The organism is Haemophilus sputorum CCUG 13788 (assembly GCF_000238795.1).
GTDB lineage: Bacteria > Pseudomonadota > Gammaproteobacteria > Enterobacterales > Pasteurellaceae > Haemophilus_A > Haemophilus_A sputorum.
Genome location: NZ_AFNK01000003.1, coordinates 1 through 25,367 on the forward strand (window position 1 = coordinate 1; position 25,367 = coordinate 25,367).

A 25,367-nucleotide genomic window follows, 5' to 3' on the forward strand; every position below is an offset into this window, starting at 1 on the left:
TTAAGACTTATTCATAAACTTCAAATTATAGCCACTTGCTATATCAGAAGGGCGATTAGCTCAGTTGGGAGAGCACCTCCCTTACAAGGAGGGGGTCACTGGTTCGAGACCGGTATCGCCCACCACTTATTTCTATTTTCTCCTATTTAAATTTAGCTTATCATTATTTCTTATTTAAGGAGAAAATTGATGTTAACTGCTAAAAGCTGTGAATTATTTGATATTCCATTTTTCCAATTTGCACAATTAAAAAAATATTGCCCTGAAGAAATTCCTCGTATTAAAGCCGATTACAAGCATAATTGGGAAATTTGGAAAAAGCTTCATTTAGACGTTTCTCGTATGTTAGGAAATCCATTTGCCCCACCGCATATTGAAAAATGGTGCAATGGATGGCAAGTGCGGGCACATTTCTTTGCTTATTATAAGTATGAGTTTAATCGAGATTCTGCAGCAATTCTGTCTGTTTTATTAAATCGTCGTCGCTTACAAGTTTCACTTGATTGGCATTGCTATCGTGCAGATCGTTCTCAAATTAAATTGCCTCAATATAACCAATGGTTATCGGCTTTAGATCGTAAACAATATCAGGATTTTGATATTTGGCATGGTCAAGAGAGTGAATATGCAGATTTTCAAAGTGTGAAGTCATTCGGACAAAATGAATTTTTGCTAAATAATGAAGAAGATTTTTACTGTATTGGCAAAAATATAGAGAAATCTTCATTAGCTGATATTGATGCACCAGAGTTTATTTATCAGACTATTCGCCAATTATTACCGCTTTATGAGGCTTGTCATCGTTAAAATGAATCGAATTCCAACAAAGTGAATCAAAAATAGTCAATTAACTTTAAAAAAGCAATTTTTGTTTGACGAGTTCTGAAAAATCCTTATAATGCGCTCTCGTTGATTAAGCAAAATCAATAATGTGTTGCCCGAGTGGCGGAATCGGTAGACGCAAGGGATTTAAAATCCCTCGCCTTTCGGGGCGTGCCAGTTCAAGTCTGGCCTCGGGCACCATTTAAATTACCAAATATGCGGGAATAGCTCAGTTGGTAGAGCACGACCTTGCCAAGGTCGGGGTCGCGAGTTCGAGCCTCGTTTCCCGCTCCATTTTAAAAGATAGCACCATGAGGTGCTTTTTTTATATCTAAAATTTCCTAACCAATCTTTCAAAGAATGATAAAAAAATAGGCTAACCATTCATGATTAGCCTGCTGCTATTATTTAGTGAGTAAATTCAATGCTTCTTGGTATTTTTCTACCGTTTTCTTGATGACTTCGTCTGGAATTTTAGGCGCTGGTGCTTGTTTATTCCAACCGCTTTGTTCTAGCCAATCACGAATAAACTGTTTATCGAATGAAGGTGGTGTGGTACCTTCTTGATAAGTATTCACAGACCAAAAACGACTAGAATCTGGCGTTAATACTTCATCCATTAAGGTTAATGTCCCATTTTCATCTAAACCGAACTCAAATTTTGTATCACAAATAATGATGCCTTTAGTTAGAGCATATTTAGCTGCTTCAGTATAAAGTGCTAATGCAGATTCTTTAACTTTCGCAGCAAGCGCAGCACCAATTTGTTGTTCACATTCAGCATAAGAGATGTTGATATCGTGATCACCCACTTCAGCTTTGCTTGACGGGGTAAAAATGGGCTCAGGTAATTTGCTTGCTTCCACCAATCCTTTTGGTAATTCGAGACCGCAGATGGTGCCAGTTTTTTGATAATCTTTTAAACCAGAACCCGTTAAATAACCTCGTACAATGGATTCAATTTTCACAGGTGTTAAGCGTTTGCAAACTACAGCGCGATGTTTAATCGCTTTTGCTTCTTCTTCAGGTAAAACATCAAAAACGGAATCGCCAGTAAAATGATTTGGCATGATATGAGAAAGTTTGTTAAACCAGAAATTAGAAATTTGAGTCAGGATTTCACCTTTATGTGGAATGGGGTCATCTAAAATGACATCAAAAGCAGACAGACGATCACTTGCCACCATGAGCATTCTTTTGTCATCAATTTCATATAGGTCACGTACCTTGCCAGAATAAATTTTTTTTAAGCTGATTTGCATAATCAAATTCCTATTTGGTAAAAGATTTTCCAAATTATACCGCTTGTTTACCCTCTTGCGCAAACGATTGCGTAACTTTATTGGGCTTGTTCAAAAAAAATTTATTACTACTTTAGAAGTAAATAGTGTGACAGGGATCACAAATCGTTAACATTTTTCTATCTTTTTTTAGAAAACTCCCTAGAATGCGAGGCTCAATTTTGGAATTTTTTTTCATTTATTTTGAGGTCGTCTATGGCGCTGTTTCTTAGTATTTTTCCAATTGTTTTACTAATCTATTTAATGGTAAAACGTAATGCACTTCCATCTTATGTTGCGCTTCCTTGGATTGCAGCAGTAGTGCTTATTATTCATCTTATTTTCTTCGCAACTGATGTGACAATTATCAGTGCGAAAATTGCTTCAGCTGTTATTGATGTGTTAACACCAGTAACTGTTATTTTCGGCGCGATTCTCTTCAACCGTTTCTCAGAAGTTTCTGGTGTAACCAACACTTTACGTAAATGGTTAGGTAACATTAACCCGAACCCAGTTGCACAATTGATGATCATCGGTTGGGCGTTTGCGTTCATGATTGAAGGTGCGAGTGGTTTCGGTACACCGGCAGCGATTGCAGCGCCAATCTTAGTTGGTTTAGGTTTTAACCCAATTCGTGTAGCGATTCTTGCGTTAATTATGAACTCAGTACCAGTTTCATTCGGTGCGGTAGGTACGCCAACCTGGTTCGGTTTTGGCCCATTAAACCTTCCAGAAGATAAAATCTTAGAGATTGGTTCTATGACAGCAACTATTCACTCGATTGCGGCATTTATCATTCCTGTGATTGCGTTAAGTTTTATCGTAACGTGGAAAGAAATTCGTCAAAATATTGTTTTCATCTATTTAAGCGTATTAGCTTGCGTAGCACCTTATTTCTTACTTGCTCAAGTAAACTACGAATTCCCATCATTAGTAGGTGGTGCAATTGGTATGTTCTTATCAATCTTCTTAGCAAATAAAGGCATTGGTTTAGCGAAAGTAGAAAATACTTTAGATAACACCGCCGTAACAGGTAAAGAAGTTGCAAAAGCATTGTTACCAACAGGTTTATTAATTGTTTTCTTAATCTTAACTCGTGTTAAACAATTACCATTCAAAGCAATGATGAACGATGCAACAGAGTGGTTCGGTGCACAATTAGGTTCATTAGGTCACTTTGAAATTAGTAATGGTTTAATCTTCAGCTTGAAAAACATCTTCGGAACAGGCATGAATGCAAGCTATAAATTGCTTTATGTACCAGCGTTAATTCCGTTTGTAATCACTGTATTAATTGCAATTCCTGTATTCTCAATGTCTGCAAGCAATGTGAAAGGTATCTTCTCAACTAGTTTCAAACAAGTTCGTAACCCATTCGTCGCATTGATTGGTGCGTTAATCATGGTGAACTTAATGTTAGTGGGTGGTGATGAATCAATGGTTAAAATCATCGGTCGTAGCTTTGCACATGCAACAGGTGAATACTGGACTGTGTTTGCTTCATACTTAGGTGCAGTAGGTGCGTTCTTCTCAGGTTCAAATACAGTATCTAACTTAACTTTCGGTAGTGTTCAATTATCAACCGCTGAAATTACGGGTATCTCTGCATCATTAGTACTTGCGTTACAATCAGCAGGTGGTGCAATGGGTAACATGGTATGTATCAACAATATCGTGGCAGTAAACTCAGTATTAGGTATTGAAAACCAAGAAGGTGCAATCATTAAGAAAACTGTCGTGCCAATGTTTATCTATGGTGTGATTGCTGCAGTGGTTGCTTTAACTGTGATTCCATTATTCTTTAATGTATAATTTGGTAAATTCTCAAGCGGTCTGATTTGGTCAAAGTTTTGCAAAAAATGACCGCTTGCAAAGTCATTTAAAAAGGAAGCGATAAGCTTCCTTTTGTCATTTATGGCTTTTTAAATACGATTATTTCTTATTTTTATTTAGACGTGGGATATTCCAATGAACGTAAATTTTTATGTAACCTGTATCGCTGATATTGCAAAAAGCAATGTGGCAAAAAACAGTGTTTTACTGCTTGAAAAACTCGGTTGTAATGTAATCTTCCTTGAAAAACAAGGTTGTTGTGGACAACCTGCAATTAACAGTGGCTATGCAAAAGAAGCTGTTGCAGGGATGAAATCTTTAGTTGAAACCTTTGAAGTGAATGATTACCCAATCGTGGCGCCAGCAGGTTCTTGTGTTTATGCAATTAAAAACTATCCGGAATACTTTACCCGTTTCGGTGAGCCTGAATGGGCAAAACGTGCTGAAAAAGTGGCAGCGCGTTTCTGTGATTTAACGGATTTTATTGTTAACAAATTAGGTAAAACAGATGTGGGTGCGCGCTTAAAAGGTAAAGCGGTTTATCACCCATCTTGCAGCTTAACCCGTAAATTAGGGGTTGTTGATGAGCCTTTAGCGCTATTAAAAAATGTAAAAGGCTTAGAGTTAATGCCAATTCACAACCAAAATACTTGCTGTGGTTTCGGTGGAACATTCTCTGTCAAAATGGCTGAAATTTCAGGTGAAATGGTAACAGAAAAAGTAGTTAACATTTCTGAAGTTGATCCAGATTATCTTGTAGGTGCAGACGTAAGCTGCTTGTTAAATATTGCAGGCCGTTTAAGCCGTGAAGGCAAAAATGTGAAAGTTATGCATATTGCTGAAGTATTAATGCAAGAAGAAGGAGAAGCCTAATGTCGCATTTACAAACCAGTAATTTACCGTTTAAACAGCGTGTAGAACAACAAGTTAATAACGAAATTATGCGTAAAGCGGTGGTAAAAGCACAAGAAACCATCGGCGCAAACCGTCAAAAAATGGTTGATGAGTTAGGTAACTGGGAAGAATGGCGTGATCTTTCTAAACAGTTCCGTAACCACGTATTAGCAAACTTAGATGCTTACCTTTATCAATTAAGCGAAAAAGTCACGCAAAACGGTGGTCATGTTTATTTTGCAGAAACTGCAGAAGAAGCGACCGCTTACATTCGTAAAGTCGCACTTGAGAAAAAGGCGAAAACCATCGTGAAATCTAAATCAATGGTAACCGAAGAAATCGGTATGAACCATGTTTTAGAAGCAGAAGGCATTAAAGTCGTTGAAACCGACTTAGGGGAATATTTACTACAAATCGTAGGCGATAAACCATCTCACATCGTTGTGCCGGCAATTCATAAAGATCGTCATCGTATCCGTAAAGAATTACATGAAGTATTAGGCTATGAAGGAACAGAACAGCCAGAAGAAATGAATGCTTTTGTGCGTAAAACCTTACGTAAAGATTTCTTAGAAGCAGATATTGGTATCTCAGGTTGTAACTTTGCCGTGCCAGAAACTGGATCAGTTTGTTTAGTGACTAACGAAGGTAACTTACGTTTAGCAACTACTGTGCCAAAAACGCATATTGCAGTCATGGGAATGGAGCGTTTAGCCCCAACGTTTAAAGAAGTGGATGCTTTAATTACAATGCTTTGCCGTAGTGCAGTAGGCGCGAAATTAACAGCTTATAACACTTGGTTAACCGGCCCGCGCTTAGAAGGCGAAGTGGATGGTCCTGAAGATTTCCATTTAGTTATCGTAGATAATGGTCGTTCAAAAATTTTAGAAAGCGAGTTTGAAGAAGTTTTACGTTGTATCCGTTGTGGTGCATGCTTAAATATTTGCCCAGCGTATCGCCAAATTGGTGGTCATGGTTATGGTTCAATTTATCCGGGCCCAATTGGTGCAGTTATCTCGCCATTATTAGGTGGTTATGATGAGTTCAAAGAGTTACCGTATGCCTGTTCATTATGTAATGCGTGTAACAGCGTATGCCCAGTGAAAATTCCACTTGCGCAGCTTATCTTAAAACACCGTGAGAAAATGGTGGAAGCAGGCATTACACCTAAATCAGAGCAACTTGCAATTAAAGGCTTTACCTTCGCAAATGCTCGCCCTTCAGTTTGGAATGCAAGTGTGAAGATCGGTGCGAAATTAGCAGGTAAGTTCATTAAAAACGGTAAAGCACCTATTCATTTCGGTGCATTAGGCGAATGGACAAAAGCACGTGATTTACCTTCAATAGAAGGCGAAAGTTTCCGTGAATGGTTCAAAAACCGTAAATAATGGCAAGCAAAAAGGATAAAACAATGGATCAACAAAACAGAGAAAATTTCTTAAATAAACTTGCCGCAAAAATGGGGCGTGCGCGTAAATTAGTGCCAGACCAAATGGAAGAGCAAGTTAACCACCATCCAACGACGCGTTTAACACACTTATCGCAAAATGAACTTTGTAACGAGTTTATGAGCTTTGCGAAAGTATTGTTAGTTGATGTGGTAGAAACAAAAGAAGCTGATGTGGCGCAAGCAGTGTTAGATGTTTGCGAAAAATATGGTGGCGGTAACATCGTATTAAACAACGATGATCGTTTAAACCAATTAGGTATTACTGATGCAGTAAAAGCGAAATATGATAGTTTCGTTTGGGATTTCAACCTAGATCGTGAAAACATTGCAAAATCAGCGGAAGCAAACATAGGTATTGTTCATGCAGAATATGGTTTAGCTGAGTCTGGCGGTATTGTGTTATATGCAACTAAAGACAATGGCCGTTCAACCAGCTTATTACCAACAACATCTGTGGTGGTTGTGCGTAAGAGCAAAGTATTGCCACGCGTGGCACAACTTGCGCAAGTGTTACATGAGAAAGCACAAGCAGGCGAAAGAATGCCATCTTGTATTAACATTATCTCAGGCCCTAGTGCAACTGCAGATATCGAGTTAATCAAGGTTGTTGGGGTTCATGGTCCAGTGTCTAAAATTTACGTTGTGATTGACGACCTATAATTTCTCCGATTTAATGCCCAATATTTATTGGGCATTTTTATTTTTTCAATTTTAAAAGGACAAACATGGCAGCAGAAATTCTTACCATTAAAATTGGATTGGTTGAATCCGTTACTTTTGCAGATGGCACCACGCTAGAATCGGCGATTCGTAAAAAGCCGGTTGAACAGGTGCGTATTCATGAATTAGGTGCTGAAGGGAATGATGTCGGCTTAAAGGCACATCATGGTGGGCCAGATAAAGCATTGTTTTTTATGGCAGATCAAACCTTTGAAAAACTCACTACGCTTATTGGTAAGGATTTTGACTGGCAAGGCACTGCGATTTATGGTGAGAATTTTATCGTTTCAGAATTAAATGAAACAAATGTTTGTGTTGGGGATCGCTATCAAATTGGCGAAGTTATTGTAGAAGTTTCTCAACCGCGTAAACCGTGCGAGCGCTTATCAAAAAATAGTGAATGCGAAGCAACCCAAAGCCTTGTTCGGGAAACGGGTTTAAGCGGTTGGTATGTGCGAGTTATTCAAGGGGGAATTTGTAAAAAAGGAGATAAAATTGACCGCTTGCAACGGCCTTATCCTGATTTGAATATTCTGCACTTAAATCAACTGTTAGCACAGAAACCTTCAATTAAGATCAAATCTGATTTAGAGCGCGCTTTAGCTTGTGAAGTTTTAGCAGAAGCCTTTAAGCGCTCTCTCCGAAACCAGCTTTCGAGAATTTAAGCCGAAGATTTCGGTTTTTCTACCACGGACTCTAATCGCATTGTTTCGTGGTCATTGCTGAGCAACTCAACTTGCGGAGTTGCTTGGCTAGCCTTAGTGGAAAGTTGTTGGAATCGCTCAACTTTACCAATTAAACCTTGGCGACCGACTAAGGACGTGACGGTTTGATTATATTGATTGCTGACAGTGTTGAGCGTATTTCCAAGTTTACTTAATCGTTCTGCCACCACACAAACTTGATTATAAATCTCTCCTGCTTTTTCACTGATTTCTCGTGCTTCATGATTACCACGTTCAATTCGCCAAAGATTGGCGACAGTGCGTAAAATCGGCATCAGTGTCGTATAAGAAACTAAAATCACATTACGTTCATAGCCAAAATTAAATAGCTGTGGATCATGTTTCATCGCTTCAATATAAGCAGGTTCAATAGGCACAAACATGAGTACAAAATCAGGGCTTGTAACGCCAGGTAAGTTGGCATAATTTTTCTTAGAAAGCCCCTCAATATGCGCTCTTAATGATTTGCAGTGTGCTTCTAATGCTTGGTTCATGCTGAGATTATCTTCGGCTCGTACTGCCTCATCATAAGCAAGCAACGAAACTTTGCTATCTAAAATTAACTGTTTATTATCGGGTAAGTGCAAAACAAAATCGGGGGCTAAACGTCGTCCTTCTTGATCGCGAAAACTTTCTTGTGAAACGTAATGTTCTCCAGCCAATAAACCAGCGGATTGCAGCGCAGATTCTAGCTGTACTTCGCCCCAGTTCCCTGCAATTTTGTTATTTCCTTTTAAAGCTGTCGCAAGATTTTGCGCTTCTTCTGACATTGAGGCGCCAATTTTCAGTACTGCTTTAATTTCTGCAGCTAAGGTTGCTGTGCCTTTTAGGGATTCACTATGCACTTCATTGACGCGTTTTTGAAAGCCTTCAATTTGTTCTCTAAATGGTTTCAGTAAAGCATCTAAGCTAGCTTGGTTTGTTTGATCAAAACGTTGACTTTTTTCTTCCAAAATCTGTTGTGCGAGATGTTGGAATTCAACATTCAGTTGCTGTTTGACTTCCACAAAATTGCGTTGTTGCGCTTCAAAATTAGCTTGTTTTTCATGAAGTGTAGTGCGAAGCTCAGTCAGCTCATTTTGAACCTGTTGATATTGTGCCGTAAGTTGTGCCTGTTCTTGTGCTTTTTGCGAGAGTTGTTGCAAGCTATGTTGCAGTTGCTCTTCTAGGCCTTCAGCTTTTGCTTGTGATGCGCCAACGCGTTCTTTCAGCGCGTTGATATAGCGCTCAAGCTCGTTTTCGTTATCTTCGGCAAGCACAAGACGTTGTTGCAAGCGGTCTAATTCTGTTAATTTTTCGCTAATTCGTTCCGCATAGGATTCAGCTTGCGTACGAAATTGCACGGCTGATTGTTCCGCTTGATGCTTTTCTTGGGTCAGCAAGGCTACGCTTTGTTGTGCTTGAGCTAGCGCTTGTTGGCGTTCAGTTAAGTCCTGTTGTAAATTCTCCATTCCTTGCTGATAGCGGTTTTGCTGAATAAACCAATAAATCGCAAGCCCACCTAAGCTAATTAGGAGAGCAACAGCCAGATAGAGCCAAAGCGGATCGAAAGTTAGCGTCATCATATTAGATATTTTTTACTTTATCAGAATAGAGAATAATGCATAGAGCAATAACCATTACCAATATTGAGCAAGCAAATAACAAGGTACTGGTTGCACTTTCATGATCGACAATGATTAAACGAACCATGGCAGTAATGCCGGTGTAAATAAAATATCGAAGTGGAAAATGGTAACCACTGCGGAAATATTGTGCAATAAGCCCTAAGAAACCGAAGTAGAGGAAGAAAACTAAAATTTGTTCGGCTAATTGATTGGGCACAATTGGCGCAGGACCTAGTGCCATCATAAATAGTTCGTAACTGATTTTTGCCAAAGCGACAATTAACACCGCAGCTAACCCTAATAAGAACATAATTAAAATCATTTTAAGCACTCTAGGAATAATGTTAGAAAGATGAGTTGAAATATTTTGTATAGTCATAATTTGATTTTGAGATTTTTAGAAAAATAAATAAGCCTTCAATGAATGCCCCTCTTTGAAAAGAGGGGCATTTTTTAATGTTCTCTAGTTTTAAAGAATGTTACATCAGGGTAGCGTTCCTGGGCTAAGTTGAGATTCACCATAGTTGGTGCGATATAAGTTAAGTTATCGCCACCATCTAAGGCTAGGTTTTGTTCATTTTTGCGTTTAAATTCTTCGAATTTTTTCACATCATCACATTCAACCCAGCGTGCGGTAGCAACATTAACGTTTTCATAAATAGCCTCAACGTTATATTCCGTTTTAAGGCGAGAAACGACCACATCAAACTGTAACACCCCTACTGCGCCTACGATTAAATCGTTATTCATGAGCGGGCGGAATACTTGCACAGCCCCTTCTTCTGAAAGCTGAACCAAGCCTTTAAGCAGTTGTTTCTGCTTAAGGGGATCTTTTAAGCGAATTCGGCGGAATAATTCTGGCGCAAAGTTTGGAATGCCCGTAAATTTCAAGATTTCACCTTGCGTGAAAGTATCGCCAATTTGAATAGTGCCGTGATTGTGCAGGCCGATAATATCGCCTGCATAGGCTTCTTCCGCATGCGCACGATCGCCCGCCATAAAGGTTAGTGCATCCGAGATCACCACATCTTTACCAATACGAACGTGTTTCAGCTTCATGCCTTTTTCATATTTGCCTGACACTACGCGCATAAAGGCAACGCGGTCGCGGTGTTTTGGATCCATATTTGCTTGAATTTTAAATACGAAACCAGAGAATCTTTCTTCGCTGCTTTCAACCGTACGAACATCCGCTTCACGTGCTTGCGGTTTTGGTGCCCATTCGGTTAAACCATCTAAGAAATGATCTACCCCAAAGTTACCTAATGCAGTTCCAAAAAATACTGGAGTTAATTCGCCTTTAATGAACGCCTCATGGTCAAATTCGTTACTTGCACCTTGTACGAGTTCTAATTCATCGCGCAGTTGTTGGGCTAAATCATCGCCTACGGCAGCATCTAATTCAGGACTATTTAAGCCTTTTACAATACGGACTTCTTGAATGGTTGAACCTTGCCCAGATTGGTAAAGGTAGGTTTCATCTTTTGCTAAATGATAGACACCTTTGAATAATTTACCGCAACCGATAGGCCAAGTAATTGGCGCACAACGAATTTTGAGTACACTTTCTACTTCGTCTAATAATTCCATTGGATCGCGAATATCACGGTCGAGCTTGTTCATGAACGTTAAAATTGGTGTATCACGTAAGCGTGTAACTTCCATCAATTTAATTGTACGTTCCTCAACCCCTTTGGCAGAGTCAATCACCATTAAGCAGCTATCTACTGCAGTTAATGTACGGTAAGTATCTTCCGAGAAGTCTTCGTGCCCTGGGGTATCAAGCAAGTTCACCAAGCAATCGTTGTAAGGAAATTGCATTACAGAGGTGGTAATCGAAATTCCACGTTGTTTTTCCATTTCCATCCAGTCTGATTTTGCATGAGCTGCTGAGCCTTTGCCTTTTACTGAACCTGCCGTTTGAATGGCATTTCCATAAAGTAATACTTTTTCAGTAATGGTCGTTTTACCGGCATCGGGGTGGGAAATAATCGCAAAGGTACGGCGCTTATTCACTTCTTGAGGGTATTGGTTAGTTGACATAAATAATCTTGTGTAAATAAAAAAGTCATAAAAAATAAAGGCGACATTATAACACAAGACAAGCGGTCAAATTTAACGAAATTTTTGCAAATTGGCGAAAACCAATATGGTGAAGATCCTAAAGCAAAAGAGAGAGCATTGGTTAATTCTTATGCTGAACATAGCGTGGAGAAAAACAACGAGAATAGTTAACAAGCGGTTGGATTTTCTCAAGATTTTGCAAAAATAAGGCGCATTCTTTAAGAGAATGCGCCTAACTTTTGTTATAATCCTGAAGTTTTTCAACGTATAAAAGGAATTGTCATGAATTATTTTCTTTATGCCCTAAAAAATAGCTTTAATATCAAAGGTAGAGCTAGACGCGCTGAATTTGGCTGGTTTACTTTAATCTGCATGTTAATCTCGTTTTCGTTGATGCTTATTGGCGGATTCGCTGATGGATTAGGTTTTCCCAAATTAGCTTCTGCACTTGAGATAATCAACTCATTATTTAGCTTACTTATTTTTCCTGCGAGTATTACGATTGCTATACGCCGTTTGCATGATTTAGGGAAATCAGGCTGGTGGTATGTTGCATATACTGTGATTGTTGTGGTTGTTATTGCATTTATCTTGGCCTCACTGATTTCAGCAGTCATCGTTCATCAAATGAATGAAGACGAAATTATTGAGTTTTTACTTTCAGGTAATATCTTGATTCCACTCGGATTGTTGTTAATTTTTGTTTATGGTGTGCTTTTATTCTTAATTTTCAAAGATGGACAACGTTTTACCAATGCATATGGTGAAGATCCAAAAGCGCCAATCACTGAAAAAGTTGAACCTGTTTTAAACAATGTTAGCAATGTGCAAGATGGAACAGAACAGTCTAAAATTGGGCATCAGGAATTCTAATTTTTTTATTTCACAAGAGGTCTTTTTATGAAATGGTTTATTTACGCAATTAAAAATATATTTAACTATCAGGGGCGTGCTAGACGTTCTGAGTATGGTTGGTTCCAGTTAGTCAATTATCTATTACAAATGGCATTTATGCTCGTGTTTTGGCTGATTATAGCTGGCGCTGCGGCTGGCAGTATGGCACTTGGTCGAAATGAAGAAACCATGCTAATGGGGGTTAGTATTGTAGCGATAGTAGTTTATGCTTTATTGCTCCTTTACCAAGTCGTGATTTTCTTAGTGTCATTGAGTGTGACAGCTCGCCGTTTACACGATTTAGGTTGGTCTGGTTGGTGGCAGTTAGTTTTATTTGTGTTACCGCTTATTATTATAGTGATTTTTATGATCAATATGCCAACCAATATGCCAAGTGAGCGTGATCTTGCTCAAGCCATGTTCTTTCCTTTCTTAATGATGGGGATTTATGCGCTTGTTGCATTTGTTGTCATGTGCATCTTATTGTTCAAAGAAGGTCAAATTGGTGCTAATAAATATGGTGAAGATCCAAAAGAAGAAGAGCGTGCATTGCTTCAACATATGCGAGAACAAATGGCTGCGAAAAAAATGCAAGAAAAAGCTCTCACTTCTCCGAATTCTGCTGAAAATACGGTAGAGCAAAATAGCAATTAACAAGCGGTCAAATTTGCGAAAAATTTTGCAAAAACAAGGCGCATTCCTTAAATAGGAATGCGCCTTTTTCATGACGAAATGAAAAGAAAATTAGAAGCGAATCTCAATTGCCCCAGCAAAATTACGTCCAGGTGCATAAAAACGTTCTAAACCTTTTCCATCTTTATCGACTGAGTCTGTGGTGCTTATTTTATTAATCCCACGTAAGGTATCCCAAGTATGATATTTACGATTAAACATATTATAAATACCGGCTCGTAGAGTGATGTTTTTATTCACTTTATAGAAGCCATATAGGTCGAATAATACAGCTGAACCATTAAGATATGGATAGGCTTTTACTTCTCTAACAAAGTTAGCGGAATATTGCACGACTTGTGCATCTTTAGCTTTTTTTGCACCTAGATAGCTACCTTTGAAGTTAAGCCCCCAAACATCATTTGGATCTTCATAACCAATGCCTAAAATCACTTTAATCGGCTGAATAGAAAGCAAGCTTGCTTCTGTACCCGTTAATTTTCCTTTTGCATAACCAAGATTAGCTAAGAATTTCCAACCTTGTGGAATAGCAGAAATGACCTGATCCAAATTAACTTTACTTGTTAATTCCACACCAGAAATACGTGCACGATCAATGTTGACAGCTTGTTGAGCAATTGTTGTGTAATAAGCTTGTTGCCCGTAGCTTGCACTGTACGGATTATAAAATGGGTTCCATTTTTTATAGGTTGATTCTTGTTCCGTTAAGAAATTTTTATAACGGGTATGATAAAGATTCAACCCAAAAGTACCTAACTGATGTTCCGCTTGAATATTGATAGATTGATTAAGTGCTTGCTCCGCTTTTAAGTCTGGGTTTGGAATCCAGTTACCTGCCGGGTGATTAAAAGAGAAATACATTTCTGAAGCGGTTGGAATACGGAAACCGGTAGAAATGTTATAGCCTACTTTCCAAATATCGTTAAGTTGAGCATCTAAGCCTAATGAACCACTTAAACTTTGGAAGGTGTTTGAAGCTGGTTTACGGCTACAAGCACGGCAAAACGCTTTCAAATCTTGTGGAACTAACTCATCCCAATCGTAGCGAATACCCAGTTGGCTAGAGAATATCTCGTTCCAAACCACGTTATCTTGTAATTGAGCAAAGAATGAACGAGTTCTTACAGGGTGTTGAATAGATTCGCTATCTTTTGCGTTACTACCGTCTGAATTGACGCCTGGGTATTCATGTTCATTACTGTTATCAAAATCTTTTTGTGAAATACCGGTTCTTAAGGTGAATTGATGGCTACCAAAACGAGTTTCCCATGGCATAAGATCCGCACGTAAAGAGGCTCGCATAAAACGACTGTTCATACTGGTATCTTGGATTTCAATTAAAGACTTTCCTGCATATGCGGTAAAATCAGCATTATAACGATAGCCACCTTTGTAGTTTTTAGAACCCACATTCGTTTTTTGCCAATCTAAATCTGTTTTTAGATAGCTTAACCAACTGCTATTTTCTGGGAAATACTCATAAGCAACGTTGGCATTATAACGTTTACTAATATCATGAGATTCACGCCAAAGCCCTGCAAGTTGATAAGATTTTTCATCGACAAAGTTATCGGCTTTTTGTGCATTAAATGAAGCACTAATACGGTGTGCTGGCGTAATAAAATAGCCTATTTTAGCTAAATAGCTGTGATTTTTGTGATGTGATGGGTCTGGAATTCCACGAGCACTCCCTAAAATATCTGCCCCAGTTCCACGGCTTTTCATTTCATGCCCGTTACGATAAGAGTAGAGAAGTGTTGCATCAAATTTATCGTCTTTATACGCAGTCCCTACGGTATGCGTCCATTCACGATTTTTGCTAGCATAGCCATTTTTAAGCAATACGCCCCATTTCTTGCCTGGCAGAATAATATCGTCTGCACCTAACGTGCGGTAGTTTACAGAACCACCTAATGAACCGCTTCCTGCATTAAAAGAATCAGCACCACGCATAATATCAATGCCTTGAACTAACTCAGGATCGATGCTTAAACGAGAACTGTTGAAGTTACCATAACGTGCATAAAGCGAGTTTTCTTCTGATTCAGGTAAATTCACGCCATCAATACTGATCCCAACACGGTTGCCTTCCACGCCACGCATTGCAAAACCTTTATTGCGGCGACCATTATCGCTAATACCCACATCGGTTGAATAACGCACTAAGTCATAATTATCAGCAATGAGCTCTTCTTGAATAGCTTTACGAGTTTTTTTTATCTGGTTTGCTTTAACCTCGGTGGCATTTACCGTCACCGTATCTAATGTGGTTTGTTCTTCAGCATAAGCTTGTAAGGCAATTGCCACACAAAGCGCGCTTAAAGAAAGAGGGAATTTGCGAGCCATATTTGTACCTGAAATTCAATTTAATTTAATAAAATTCAGCTCACAGTTTACAAAAGTTTAATAAAGCTGACAAGTATATTGCAAATCATTTTTATTTAGAGTAAATTACACAAAATTAGTTCATTTACCTAAACATAAACAATAAGGATTTTCTTATGGGGAAAATAAAACTTTCAATCATTGCTCTTTCTTGTGCAATGGCATTAAGCGCTTGTTCTTCTAGCTCTAAAGGCGGTACAGATAATACAGATCAAATTCGCCAGGCAGAAAGTGAATTAAGTCAAAAAATTACTGAAGCAAATAAGAAAGCAGAAGAAGCGGCAAAAAAAGCTGAAGCGGCAATTAAAACGGCAAAAGCTAACAGCCAGCAAACTGAAGCTGAGAAAAAAGCTGCCGAAGAAGCACAAAAAGTAGCAGAAGAACGCTTAAAACAGTTAGAAAATTTGCAAGCTAATGAAAAAGCACGTATTCCATTAAGTGATAAAGTCTTTGGTGGTATTAGCGGTGAAATGACAGATGCTATTTCAGGCGGTACTTTAGTTGGTGAACAAAATATTGCAAATCGCACATTAACTCGTGATATCCGTGATCTGACTATTATTGATGAAAGTGGTAAGTTAGTGGATATCAATATCCTAAGAAGAGCGGATGATATGGATCCATGGACTTATGAAGCATACGATGATCAGTATAATCTTCGCAAAGAAGGCCAAACTATTTTAAGTAATAGTAATTTAGAGTCTAGTGCGTTTGGTACTTATGTGGATAGATTAACGGGTAATCAATATTTCTATGCTCAAGGTAAGCCAACAGTAATGGCTCAAATTCCAACAGTTGGCAAAGCAGAATATAAAGGTGGCGCTGTTTATAAGAAAGATGGCGAACGAAATTATAGTGAGATCAGTGAAATGACTGCGACGGCTGATTTTGCAAATAAAGTGATTGATATCAATATCGCACAAAAAGCGAATGCCGTACCTAGTATGAACTTTGGCGGTAAAATCACTGGTAACAGTTTTGCTGGAGAAGTGAATGGTATTAAAACCCAAGGTGGTTTCTTTGGTGAAAATGCAAAAGAAATGACTGGTTTATATACTAATGAAGCAGATCAATCTCGCGGTGCATTTGGCGGGATTAAGCAATAACAAGCGGTCGAGTTTTAAATAAAAATGACAAATCTTACACAGCAAATTGAAGATTACCTTACTGAGCATCCACAAGCAATTACGCTTGATATGGCTGCATATTTTGGACTGCCAGAAGGTAAAATTTTAACCGCACTTCCCGCACGTTTCGTGCGGGTTTTTCCTGCACATCGTGCAGAAGAAATTTTGACATCTGTTGCCCAATGGGGAATTTTTACAACCATTATTGAAAAAGGTGGTTCAATTTTTGAAATTAAAGATCGTTTCCCAGAGGGGATTGTAGGCAGAGGTTACTACAATCTTAATATGAAAGGTGATCAAGGGGCATTACACGGGCATTTAAAGTTAGATAACATTGCGCAAATTGCCTTTGTGAGCTTACCGTTTCGTGGCAAAGAGAGTTATAACATTGCTTTTATTGCAGAAAACGGAGAAACCATTTTTAAAATTTATTTAGGTCGGGACGAGCAGCGTCAGCTATTTCCCGAACAAGTTGAACACTTCAACACCTTTCAATAAGAATTATTTAGGAGTTAAAAATGACAGATCGTCAAGAGGTCTTGCAAAATCGCCTTGGACCACAAATTCAAGAACTTAAAGCCCAAGCGAAAACTATTTTATTAGCGACATTAGATGAACAAGGCAATCCAAATGTGAGCTATGCGCCTTTTGTTATCCATAATGGTAAATATGTTGTGTTAATTTCTGAAATTGCGCGTCATGCTCGCAATTTACAACAAGTACCAAAAGTTTCACTTATGTTGATTGAAGACGAAAGCTTAAGCCGTCAAATTTTTGCGCGTAAGCGTTTAACTTTTGATGCGACAGCACAGGTTTTAGATAAAGACAGTGATGAAGGTAAGGCTTGTTTAGAAGCACTTGCTGCACGTCATGGCGAATTGATTTGGGATTTAGCAAAAAATGCGGATTTCAAAATTTTCGGTTTTGAACCAAGCCAAGGCTTATATGTCAAAGGCTTCGGACAAGCATTCCAAGTAAGCCCATCTGATTTAGTTGATTTTGTTCATTTAGATGTTGGACATATCAAAGAAGAAGAGCAAGCATAAAATTACAACAATGGGAAAAGGGAACGCTTGATTGAAACGTTCCCTTTTCTGTTTTTAGCGTTTTTGTTATAATCCGCCTCTATTTTATCTCTTATTTGCATAAGGAAACGAAATGGCACTAAAAGCTTACTCTACGCCAAGTTACTGGCAACGTGTAAAAATTGCCTTACATTATCTTTTACCACAGTTAGCGATTACGCGTGCTGCGGGTTGGTTAGCTGAGCGTCGTTGGGGTTCAGTAACACATTTCATTATTAAAGCCTTTGCTAAACAATATCAAGTTAACTTGGCTGAGGCAGAAAAATCTTCACCAAGCGATTATGCTACCTTTAACGAATTTTTTATTCGTCCATTAAAAGCTGGTGCGCGCCCGATAGAAGCTGCACCTGATTACTTGTGTTTACCGGCAGATGGACGAGTGAGTGAATCAGGCAAAATTGATGCTAACCGTTTGATTCAAGCGAAAGGGCATTTCTTCACGCTAGAAACCTTGTTAGCTGAAGATACTGAAATGGCAGCAAAATTCCAAGATGGCGACTTTATTACGACTTATTTATCGCCAAGTGATTATCATCGTGTGCATATGCCATGCGATGCAACTTTACGTAAAATGGTGTATGTTCCGGGCGAATTATTTTCGGTAAACCCATTCTTAGCTGAGCATGTGCCTAATTTATTTGCGCGCAATGAGCGTTTAATTTGTGAATTTGAGACTGAATTTGGTCCAATGGTGCAAATTCTAGTTGGCGCAACAGTTACCGCAAGTATGAGCACTGTTTGGGCGGGAGTGGTTAACCCACCGCGTCCAGATGAAGTGGTTGAATATCACTATAACACTGAAGGCGAAGGCGTTATTCGTTTGAAAAAAGGCGAAGAAATGGGCGCATTCCGATTAGGTTCAACGGTGATTAACCTCTTCCCGAAAGGCGCTGTTGTGCTAGAGCTTTACTTACAAGCGGGCGAAAAAACTCGAATGGGTGAAAAATTAGGACGCTTATTAAAATAACCACTTAACAAGAAATCGCATTTAGTTATTCTAAATGCGATTTTTTTATCTTTGAATTTGCTGCATTGTTGCGGCAATCGCTTCAGGAATTACTGCGCCATGATTTTTTCCTGTAATGAGCTGGAAGGTAGTTGGTACACCTTGTTGCTGTAATTCAGTAGCGAGCTGTTCTGCATTCATCCATGCCATTTTTTGTCGCTGTTGAATTTTTTCAAGCTGGGCTGGCGTCATCTCTGGATCACGTTCTGGGAATTTTTCAAATTCGCCTAGGCTAACCCAAACCGATTTAGGTGGTAAGGATACCCACGGTTTTTCTCTTTTCAAAAACTCACCATGGCCCCACCATAATGATGGGCTGGCGATGCTGTAATAATCAAATAATGTCGGTTGATGAAATAGCACATATAAGCCAAATAAACCACCAAATGAATGCCCAAAGAAATATTCTGGTGTGGTTTTACCATAATGTTCAACAACATAAGGTTTAACTTGATTTGCAAAAAATCGCAAAAAATCGACCGCTTGCCCGCCTTGTTTAAACGCTTCTCCCGTTGCTGGAAATGTGTAATCTCGAGTGCGTTGCTCAATAGCATAGGCTTTATCTGAAACATAGCCCACCCCAATAATTAAGGGTAACGGCAAATTCGGATCAACAGCATTTACGGCTAATGGAAACTGCGCGTTACCATCGAGTACATAAAGTGTGGCATGCGCTGGTTTTTTAGGTTCTGCAATAAACAAGCGATATGCTTTACCTTCAAAGTTTAGATCTTGTTGATGAAACTGATAATGAGCATTCATGGCGGGTTTGATGGTAGGAATTTGAAAATCGGGCGCGGCATGAGTGATTACCGGTGCCATAAGTAATGTTAAACAGAATAAAAAAATACGCATATTATGAGTCTGCAGTAGCGAACCACTGCAGACTTTTCCTTATTTACAATTTAACTTAGAAACTCAAATTCATATTTGCCCAGAAACGACGGCCATCTTCTACTGTCCAGCTACCGCCGTTAGTATCAACGCGGTCACCAATTTCGTTACCGATATTTAGCACAGCTAGGTTAAATGAAAGATGTTTATTCACTTGAATTGTTGAGCCTACATCAACCGTTGTGTAACCAGGGCGGGTGCGGTAAGCATTGCGATTATCGCCATTTCGAGGGTTTGCCCAAATTTGTTTACCTTTATAAGCAACACGCGTGTAAGCAGAGAAGGTTTCGTTTGGTGTCCAAGAAAGTTTCGCGCTAGCACTATGTTTTGGCGTATTGTCTAGTGGTAAGCCTCTTAAACTCACGCCAGAAGCAGAAATATCTTCATCTGATTTACGTTTTGAATGTTGATAGGTATAAGCTAAATCCATCGCCCAACGTTCATTAAATGCAAGATGCGCACTCATTTCAGCCCCTTTAATGTTCGCACGACCTACGTTGCTGTATTGGTATAAACGAACATTCGTGAGCGGATCAATTGTGCCTGAGTTGTGGCTTGTGAGTTTATTTTTGAAATCTGTGTTAAATAGCGTGAAGGTAGCATTCCAATCATCACGAGTATAAACCAAGCTTAATTCTTCGTTCACACTTGTTTCAGGTTTTAGGTTTGGATTACCGTAAATAACGCCAGCGCCACGTTCAGTTGAAGTTACATAACCTTCGCTAATTTCACGAATACTTGGTGCGCGGAACGCTTTTGCTACGCCACCTTTTAGGCTGAAGTTATCATCAAGATGATAAATGAGGTAAGCGCGAGGGTTCCAATGTGAGCCAAATTTTTGGTGATGATCGAAGCGTGACCCTAATGTGAGTAAGACTTTATCTGAGAAGTTGATTTCATCTTCTAAGAAGAAGGCGTATTGTTTCACTTTATTCGTTGTGTGCTCATAAATTGGGCGGTAAGAAGTTTGTGTTTTACCTTTTACCGTTTGTGAACGTGTTGCGACACTTTTCACTGAATCATCAGCTAATTTGGCATGTTGATGTTGCCCCCCAAATACAAAGAAATGGTTGGCAACTGGAAGCATAAATTTTGCATCAAATACGGTATTAGTAATTTCTGGTTGACGGCTATCCATCACGCCATTGATGATCGATTCACGTTTGGCTTTTTCTTGATAAACGCTTAATTCAGAGCGTATTACATCCCAATCAGCTTGATGACTCAAAGACCAATGATTTCGTACTGCACGCGTTTTGCTTGGATTATTATTGACGGTGCTTTGTCCACGTGTGGTCGTTAATGCGATAGATTTCCCTGGGGTTTCATCTTTTTCTAAGAAATGACGACCGCCTTCTAAAATAAAGGTTTGTTTTTCAGTTGGGGTAAAGGTCAGTTTTGTGTTGATATTACGGTTTTTATTTTTGTTAGATGCGCCAATTAAACTATCTTCCTGACGATAATTTCCGCCACCGTAAACTTGTAAACCAAGAACATTGTTGACAATAGGACCAGAAAGGAAGAAGTTTCCATGATAGCCATCACCAAACACTTTTCTGTCATGTAGCGTAAAGCCACTAGAAAGAGAGCCTGTCCACTCTTTGGTTGCATTTTTGGTAATGATGTTGACTACACCACCCATTGCATCTGAGCCGTAGAGTGAAGACATTGGGCCACGCACCACTTCAATACGCTCAATTGCATTCACAGGAGGCATAAAACCACCTTCAAAACCGCCATTACCATTTGGACGAGATTCACGGGTATTTTGGCGACGACCATCCACCATGATTAAGGTGTAATCTGCAGGTAAGCCACGAATAGAGACATCGCTTCGGTTGGCATTACTACCACTGATATTTACTCCAGGCACATCTTGTAACGCGTCTTCTAAGCGATTAACCGGATGTTGTTTGAGTTGTTGCTGATTTACCACGCTAATACTGGCAGGCGCATCTTTAAACGCTTGTTCGTTACCGGCAGCAGTTACCACAATTTCATCTAAATGAGCTGTGGTATTTTCTTCCGCAAGGGTCGCGAATGGAAAGATAGAAAGTATTGTTAGGGTTAATTTTGAAAGTTTATATGAGTGGCTCATTAGATATCCTTATAATGATTGAGAACTATTTTTATTATAATACGTCAAAATTTTTCTTAGGAATAGCGAAAGTTCAAGAATTTCAAAAAATTGAGTAAATTACTTAGTTTTAGTTAATTTTTTATAACTAATTTATCTATTTACTTCCAAAGAATAATTGCTTGAGTGAAAAAATCTGCTATTTTGGCAAACTAAATCTATTTTTAATTACCAAGGACTTGCAATGAAACTACAACAATTGATTAAAACGCACCAACTTGGACTCCTTTTTCAACAAGGGAAATTTGGCATCGAAAAGGAGAGTCAACGTATTGATGCCAACGGTAATATCGTGACTACTGCACACCCCGCTGTTTTTGGTAGTCGCACTTATCACCCTTATATCCAAACGGATTTTGCTGAAAGTCAGTTAGAACTCATTACACCACCGAATGAAAAACTTTCGGATACTTTGCGTTGGCTTTCAGCCATTCACGAGGTCACACTGCGTTCTTTACCTGAATCGGAATATATTTTTCCGCTGAGTATGCCAGCAGGTTTACCACCAGAAGATCAGATTCAAGAGGCACAATTAGAAAATAAATGGGACGTGGAATATCGTGAGCATTTGTCGAAAATTTATGGCAAATATAAACAGATGGTTAGCGGTATTCACTACAATTTTCAAATTTCTGATGAATTTGTGGAAAAGCTGTTCTCGCTTCAACAGACTTATTCTGATCCGATTGAGTTTCGTAATGCGCTTTATATGAAGTTAGCCAATAACTTCCTACGTTATCAGTGGATTTTAGTGTACTTGCTTGCCGCAACGCCAGAAGTGGAATCGCAATATTTTGGGGAAAAATCACCGCTTGCAGCAGGGCAATTAGTGCGTAGTTTACGCTCTAGCCCTTATGGTTATGTCAATGCAGCGCATATCGTGATTAACCACGATAGCCTCAAAGATTACGTTGAATCTCTAGAACATTTTGTAGCCAGTGGCGATTTATTGGCTGAAAAAGAGTTTTACTCTAACGTTCGTTTGCGTGGTGCGAAAAAAGCGCGTGAATTGCTAGAAAAAGGGGTGAAATATGCTGAATTTCGCTTATTTGATCTTAACCCATTTGCGCCTTATGGCATTACACTAGAAGATGCGCAGTTTATCCATTATTTCCTCTTAACTATGCTTTGGTTAGAGGAAACAGGCGGACAACAAGCGGTTGAACAGGGCAAAGCATATTTATACCAAGTCGCTTTAGAAGATCCGCGAGCACCAACGGCATTACAAACAGAAGGTGAAGCCATCTTAAAAACAACGTTAGAGATGCTTGAACAAATCCAAGCGGGCAAAGAGATTGAAGCGATCGTAAAAGCAAAATTGGCGCAATTTGCAGATCCAAGTAAAACGATTAACGGACGCTTACGCCAAGCGATTGAAAAAGCAGGAAGCTATAAAGCACTGGGTGCGCAATTAGCACAACAATACAAAGCACAAGCGTTTGAACGTTTCTACGCCCTTTCAGCATTCGATAATATGGAGCTCTCAACTCAAGCATTGTTGTTTGATTTGATTCAAAAAGGGCTAAACGTTGAAATTTTGGATGAGAATGATCAATTCTTGGCAGTGAAATTTGGTGATCATTTGGAATATGTTAAAAACGGCAATATGACGAGCCACGATCAATATATTTCACCGCTGATTATGGAAAATAAAGTAGTCACTAAAAAAGTACTAGCCAAAGCGGGCTTTAATGTGCCAAAAAGCGTGGAATTTACCTCAGTGGAACAAGCAGTAGCGCATTATCCGTTGTTTGAAGGTAAGGCGGTTGTAATTAAACCAAAATCTACCAACTACGGATTAGGGATTACTATTTTCCAACAAGGTTTAACGAATCGAGATGATTTCCGTCAGGCGATTGAAATTGCTTTCCGAGAAGATAAAGAAGTTATGGTGGAAGATTATTTAGTCGGTACAGAATATCGCTTCTTTGTATTAGGAGATGAAACGTTAGCAGTGTTGCTTCGTGTGCCAGCAAATGTGATTGGCGATGGCGTAAAAACGGTGCGCGAATTGGTTGATGCGAAGAATGCTGATCCATTGCGTGGCGATGGTTCTCGCTCACCACTTAAGAAAATTGCGTTAGGTGAGATAGAACAATTACAGCTAAAAGAGCAAGGGTTAACACCTGAAAGTGTGCCTGCAAGCGGTCAAATTGTGCAACTGCGAGCCAATTCTAACATTAGTACGGGTGGCGATTCGATTGATATGACCGACCAAATGCATGAAAGCTATAAAACGCTGGCGGTTGGTATTGCGCATGCAATGGGCGCGAAAGTGTGTGGTGTAGATTTAATTATTCCAGATCTTAGCCAACCTGCTCGCCCAAATTTAGATTCATGGGGCGTTATTGAAGCGAACTTCAACCCAATGATGATGATGCACATTTTTCCATATCAAGGAAAATCACGTCGTTTAACGCAAAATGTGATTAAGATGTTATTTCCTGAACTACCTTAATCTTTAACGGACAAGCGGTCAGATTCTGCAAAACTTTTGCAAAATTTGACCGCTTGTTGATCTGCACCCCAAAACCTGGACATCTAATTTGAGGTGCAGATTATGTCCTACTCTTATCAATTTCGTTTGAAAATTATCAAACTCGTCACCGAACAGGATTATGGTATCCGTGAGGTGGCTAAACTTCATAAAATTTCCCACGCTCTCGTCATTTATTGGCTAAAAGCATTTCGGGAAAGGGGGCTTGATGGCGTAAAATCGCCTCATACAAACCTTCAAACACCGAAAATAGTGAAGCCAAAGATGAAAAAGAAAGACATTGAAACTCCAGAAACTACAGACTTTTCACCTAAAGCGTTTAAAAAGTTACAACGAGAGCTCGCCTTGGCTCGAGCGGAGATTGCTTACCTAAAGGAGTTGGAGGTGCTCGACCGTCAAAAACAACGACAGAAAAAAGAAAAATCATTGAAAGATTGAAGCCAGACCACGCGTTAAATGATTTACTTCATGTGGCTAAAATGCCTCGCTCAAGCTTTTACTATAAAGAGATTAAGAGAAATTATCACGAGGTAAAAGAGGCTATCTTATCGCTGTATAAAAAGAACAGAAAGCGAGATGGTTATCGCCCCATGACGTTTAAATTACGCCAAATGGGTTTTAATTTGAATCATAAAACGGTGTTAAAGCTAATGAACGAGTTAGGTATTCATTCCATTTTACGCAAGAAAAGACATGGAAAACGTGGAAAAACATCGCATATTGCCCCGAATTTACTGAATCGTGATTTTACAGCAACAGCACTCAATCAAAAATGGGTAACGAATGTAACGGAATTTCATGTTGGGCAAGAAAAGCTTTATTTTTCACCGTTGATGGACTTGGCTAACCGAGAAATTATTGCCTATAACTTTGCGACACGCCCGAAGTTTTCATTGGTGAAAAAGATGTTAGAACAAGGACTTAGTCGAATTAAACCGATAGAATGCCCGATTATTCATAGCGACCAAGGCGTATTGTATGGCACGGCGGAATGGGTGAAAATGTTGGAGGGTAAAGCGGTTCAAAGTATGAGCCGCCGAGGAAATTGCTACGATAATGCGGTGATTGAAAGCTTTTTTGCAATATTAAAATCAGAGTGCTTTTACTCTCGGAATTATCATTCAATTGCTGAATTACAGGCTGAAATTGAAGAATATTTAGTGTATTACAACCAAAAACGAATTAAACTTGGTTTAAAAGGATTGAGCCCAGTGCAATACCGAGCTCAATATTTAAGTTAACTAACCTGTCCAA

22 protein-coding genes and 3 tRNA genes are annotated in these 25,367 nt (G+C 39.1%); 18 read left to right on the forward strand and 7 right to left on the reverse strand.

Features of this window, described 5'->3' with window-relative positions; all coding sequences use genetic code 11:
* The first annotated feature begins 49 nt into the window (after positions 1-49).
* From HSP_RS0100530 to HSP_RS0100545, 4 genes are all read left to right on the forward strand, one after another.
* Positions 50-125: transfer RNA gene (locus tag HSP_RS0100530), tRNA-Val, on the forward strand.
* Positions 126-189: 64 nt separating this feature from the next.
* Positions 190-807, forward strand: coding sequence for an HI_0552 family protein (locus HSP_RS0100535; protein ID WP_010128144.1), 618 nt, complete (start codon positions 190-192; stop codon positions 805-807).
* Positions 808-936: 129 nt separating this feature from the next.
* Positions 937-1,023, forward strand: a tRNA-Leu gene (locus HSP_RS0100540).
* 17 nt (positions 1,024-1,040) lie between these two features.
* A tRNA-Gly gene (locus HSP_RS0100545) sits at positions 1,041-1,116 on the forward strand.
* A 110-nt stretch (positions 1,117-1,226) separates the two neighbouring features.
* Here HSP_RS0100545 and HSP_RS0100550 read toward each other — a convergent pair.
* Positions 1,227-2,087, reverse strand: a complete 861-nt coding sequence (locus HSP_RS0100550) for a phosphoribosylaminoimidazolesuccinocarboxamide synthase (protein ID WP_196794385.1) — start codon at positions 2,085-2,087, stop codon at positions 1,227-1,229.
* Positions 2,088-2,318: 231 nt separating this feature from the next.
* Here HSP_RS0100550 and HSP_RS0100555 point away from each other — a divergent pair, with 231 nt between their 5' ends.
* The 5 genes from HSP_RS0100555 (at position 2,319) to HSP_RS0100575 (ending at position 7,664) form a co-directional block, all read left to right on the forward strand.
* Entirely contained in the window at positions 2,319-3,914 is a 1,596-nt protein-coding gene (locus HSP_RS0100555; protein WP_007522941.1) for a lactate permease LctP family transporter, read from the forward strand.
* 156 nt (positions 3,915-4,070) lie between these two features.
* A complete protein-coding gene (locus HSP_RS0100560) occupies positions 4,071-4,808 on the forward strand; it encodes a (Fe-S)-binding protein (protein ID WP_007522949.1) in 738 nt (245 codons plus the stop codon).
* Entirely contained in the window at positions 4,808-6,217 is a 1,410-nt protein-coding gene (locus HSP_RS0100565; protein ID WP_007522943.1) for a LutB/LldF family L-lactate oxidation iron-sulfur protein, read from the forward strand. The genes HSP_RS0100560 and HSP_RS0100565 overlap by 1 nt, the downstream gene beginning before the upstream one ends.
* Positions 6,218-6,240: 23 nt before the next feature.
* The gene (locus HSP_RS0100570; RefSeq protein ID WP_007522936.1) at positions 6,241-6,939 is read left to right on the forward strand and encodes a LutC/YkgG family protein; all 699 of its coding nucleotides are present in this window, start codon (positions 6,241-6,243) and stop codon (positions 6,937-6,939) included.
* A 65-nt stretch (positions 6,940-7,004) separates the two neighbouring features.
* Positions 7,005-7,664: an MOSC domain-containing protein gene (locus HSP_RS0100575; protein WP_007522917.1), complete on the forward strand. Its 660-nt coding sequence runs from the start codon at positions 7,005-7,007 to the stop codon at positions 7,662-7,664.
* Here HSP_RS0100575 and HSP_RS0100580 read toward each other — a convergent pair.
* The 3 genes from HSP_RS0100580 to prfC all read right to left on the reverse strand — a co-directional run bounded on the left by HSP_RS0100580 (position 7,661) and on the right by prfC (position 11,374).
* Positions 7,661-9,289, reverse strand: coding sequence for a DNA recombination protein RmuC (locus HSP_RS0100580; protein ID WP_007522950.1), 1,629 nt, complete (start codon positions 9,287-9,289; stop codon positions 7,661-7,663). The two genes, HSP_RS0100575 and HSP_RS0100580, sit on opposite strands and share 4 nt — an antisense overlap.
* 1 nt (position 9,290) lies before the next feature.
* Positions 9,291-9,710: a phosphate-starvation-inducible protein PsiE gene (gene psiE, locus HSP_RS0100585; RefSeq protein WP_081466967.1), complete on the reverse strand. Its 420-nt coding sequence runs from the start codon at positions 9,708-9,710 to the stop codon at positions 9,291-9,293.
* Between the two features lie 74 nt (positions 9,711-9,784).
* Positions 9,785-11,374: a peptide chain release factor 3 gene (prfC, locus tag HSP_RS0100590; protein ID WP_010128149.1), complete on the reverse strand. Its 1,590-nt coding sequence runs from the start codon at positions 11,372-11,374 to the stop codon at positions 9,785-9,787.
* Positions 11,375-11,677: 303 nt separating this feature from the next.
* Between prfC and HSP_RS0100595 the strand changes: the two genes are divergently transcribed.
* Entirely contained in the window at positions 11,678-12,268 is a 591-nt protein-coding gene (locus HSP_RS0100595) for a DUF805 domain-containing protein (protein ID WP_010128151.1), read from the forward strand.
* Between the two features lie 27 nt (positions 12,269-12,295).
* Positions 12,296-12,943, forward strand: coding sequence for a DUF805 domain-containing protein (locus HSP_RS0100600; RefSeq protein WP_007522931.1), 648 nt, complete (start codon positions 12,296-12,298; stop codon positions 12,941-12,943).
* Between the two features lie 90 nt (positions 12,944-13,033).
* On the opposite strand, the gene HSP_RS0100605 is transcribed toward HSP_RS0100600, so the two are convergent.
* Positions 13,034-15,328: a TonB-dependent hemoglobin/transferrin/lactoferrin family receptor gene (locus HSP_RS0100605; RefSeq protein WP_010128152.1), complete on the reverse strand. Its 2,295-nt coding sequence runs from the start codon at positions 15,326-15,328 to the stop codon at positions 13,034-13,036.
* A gap of 155 nt (positions 15,329-15,483) precedes the next feature.
* Between HSP_RS0100605 and HSP_RS0100610 the strand changes: the two genes are divergently transcribed.
* The 4 genes from HSP_RS0100610 (at position 15,484) to asd (ending at position 18,546) form a co-directional block, all read left to right on the forward strand.
* Positions 15,484-16,473: a transferrin-binding protein-like solute binding protein gene (locus tag HSP_RS0100610; RefSeq protein ID WP_010128153.1), complete on the forward strand. Its 990-nt coding sequence runs from the start codon at positions 15,484-15,486 to the stop codon at positions 16,471-16,473.
* Positions 16,474-16,497: 24 nt separating this feature from the next.
* Positions 16,498-16,992 carry a heme utilization cystosolic carrier protein HutX gene (hutX, locus tag HSP_RS0100615; protein WP_007522906.1) on the forward strand — a complete coding sequence of 165 codons (495 nt, stop codon included), beginning with the start codon at positions 16,498-16,500 and terminating at the stop codon, positions 16,990-16,992.
* A gap of 20 nt (positions 16,993-17,012) precedes the next feature.
* Positions 17,013-17,540 carry a heme utilization protein HutZ gene (gene hutZ, locus HSP_RS0100620; RefSeq protein ID WP_007522908.1) on the forward strand — a complete coding sequence of 176 codons (528 nt, stop codon included), beginning with the start codon at positions 17,013-17,015 and terminating at the stop codon, positions 17,538-17,540.
* Positions 17,541-17,652: 112 nt separating this feature from the next.
* Positions 17,653-18,546, forward strand: coding sequence for an archaetidylserine decarboxylase (asd, locus tag HSP_RS0100625; protein WP_007522944.1), 894 nt, complete (start codon positions 17,653-17,655; stop codon positions 18,544-18,546).
* A 45-nt stretch (positions 18,547-18,591) separates the two neighbouring features.
* Here asd and HSP_RS0100630 read toward each other — a convergent pair whose 3' ends face one another.
* Positions 18,592-19,440 carry an alpha/beta hydrolase gene (locus tag HSP_RS0100630; protein ID WP_010128155.1) on the reverse strand — a complete coding sequence of 283 codons (849 nt, stop codon included), beginning with the start codon at positions 19,438-19,440 and terminating at the stop codon, positions 18,592-18,594.
* 55 nt (positions 19,441-19,495) lie between these two features.
* A complete protein-coding gene (locus HSP_RS0100635) occupies positions 19,496-21,577 on the reverse strand; it encodes a TonB-dependent receptor domain-containing protein (protein WP_007522933.1) in 2,082 nt (693 codons plus the stop codon).
* A gap of 223 nt (positions 21,578-21,800) precedes the next feature.
* Here HSP_RS0100635 and gshAB point away from each other — a divergent pair, with 223 nt between their 5' ends.
* From gshAB to HSP_RS0100650, 3 genes are all read left to right on the forward strand, one after another.
* Positions 21,801-24,074 carry a bifunctional glutamate--cysteine ligase GshA/glutathione synthetase GshB gene (gshAB, locus tag HSP_RS0100640; protein WP_010128156.1) on the forward strand — a complete coding sequence of 758 codons (2,274 nt, stop codon included), beginning with the start codon at positions 21,801-21,803 and terminating at the stop codon, positions 24,072-24,074.
* Positions 24,075-24,176: 102 nt separating this feature from the next.
* Entirely contained in the window at positions 24,177-24,551 is a 375-nt protein-coding gene (locus HSP_RS0100645) for a transposase (protein WP_010128157.1), read from the forward strand.
* Positions 24,548-25,354 carry an IS3 family transposase gene (locus tag HSP_RS0100650; RefSeq protein ID WP_167535273.1) on the forward strand — a complete coding sequence of 269 codons (807 nt, stop codon included), beginning with the start codon at positions 24,548-24,550 and terminating at the stop codon, positions 25,352-25,354. Before HSP_RS0100645 ends, HSP_RS0100650 begins: the two co-directional genes overlap by 4 nt.
* The last annotated feature ends 13 nt before the right edge of the window (positions 25,355-25,367 follow it).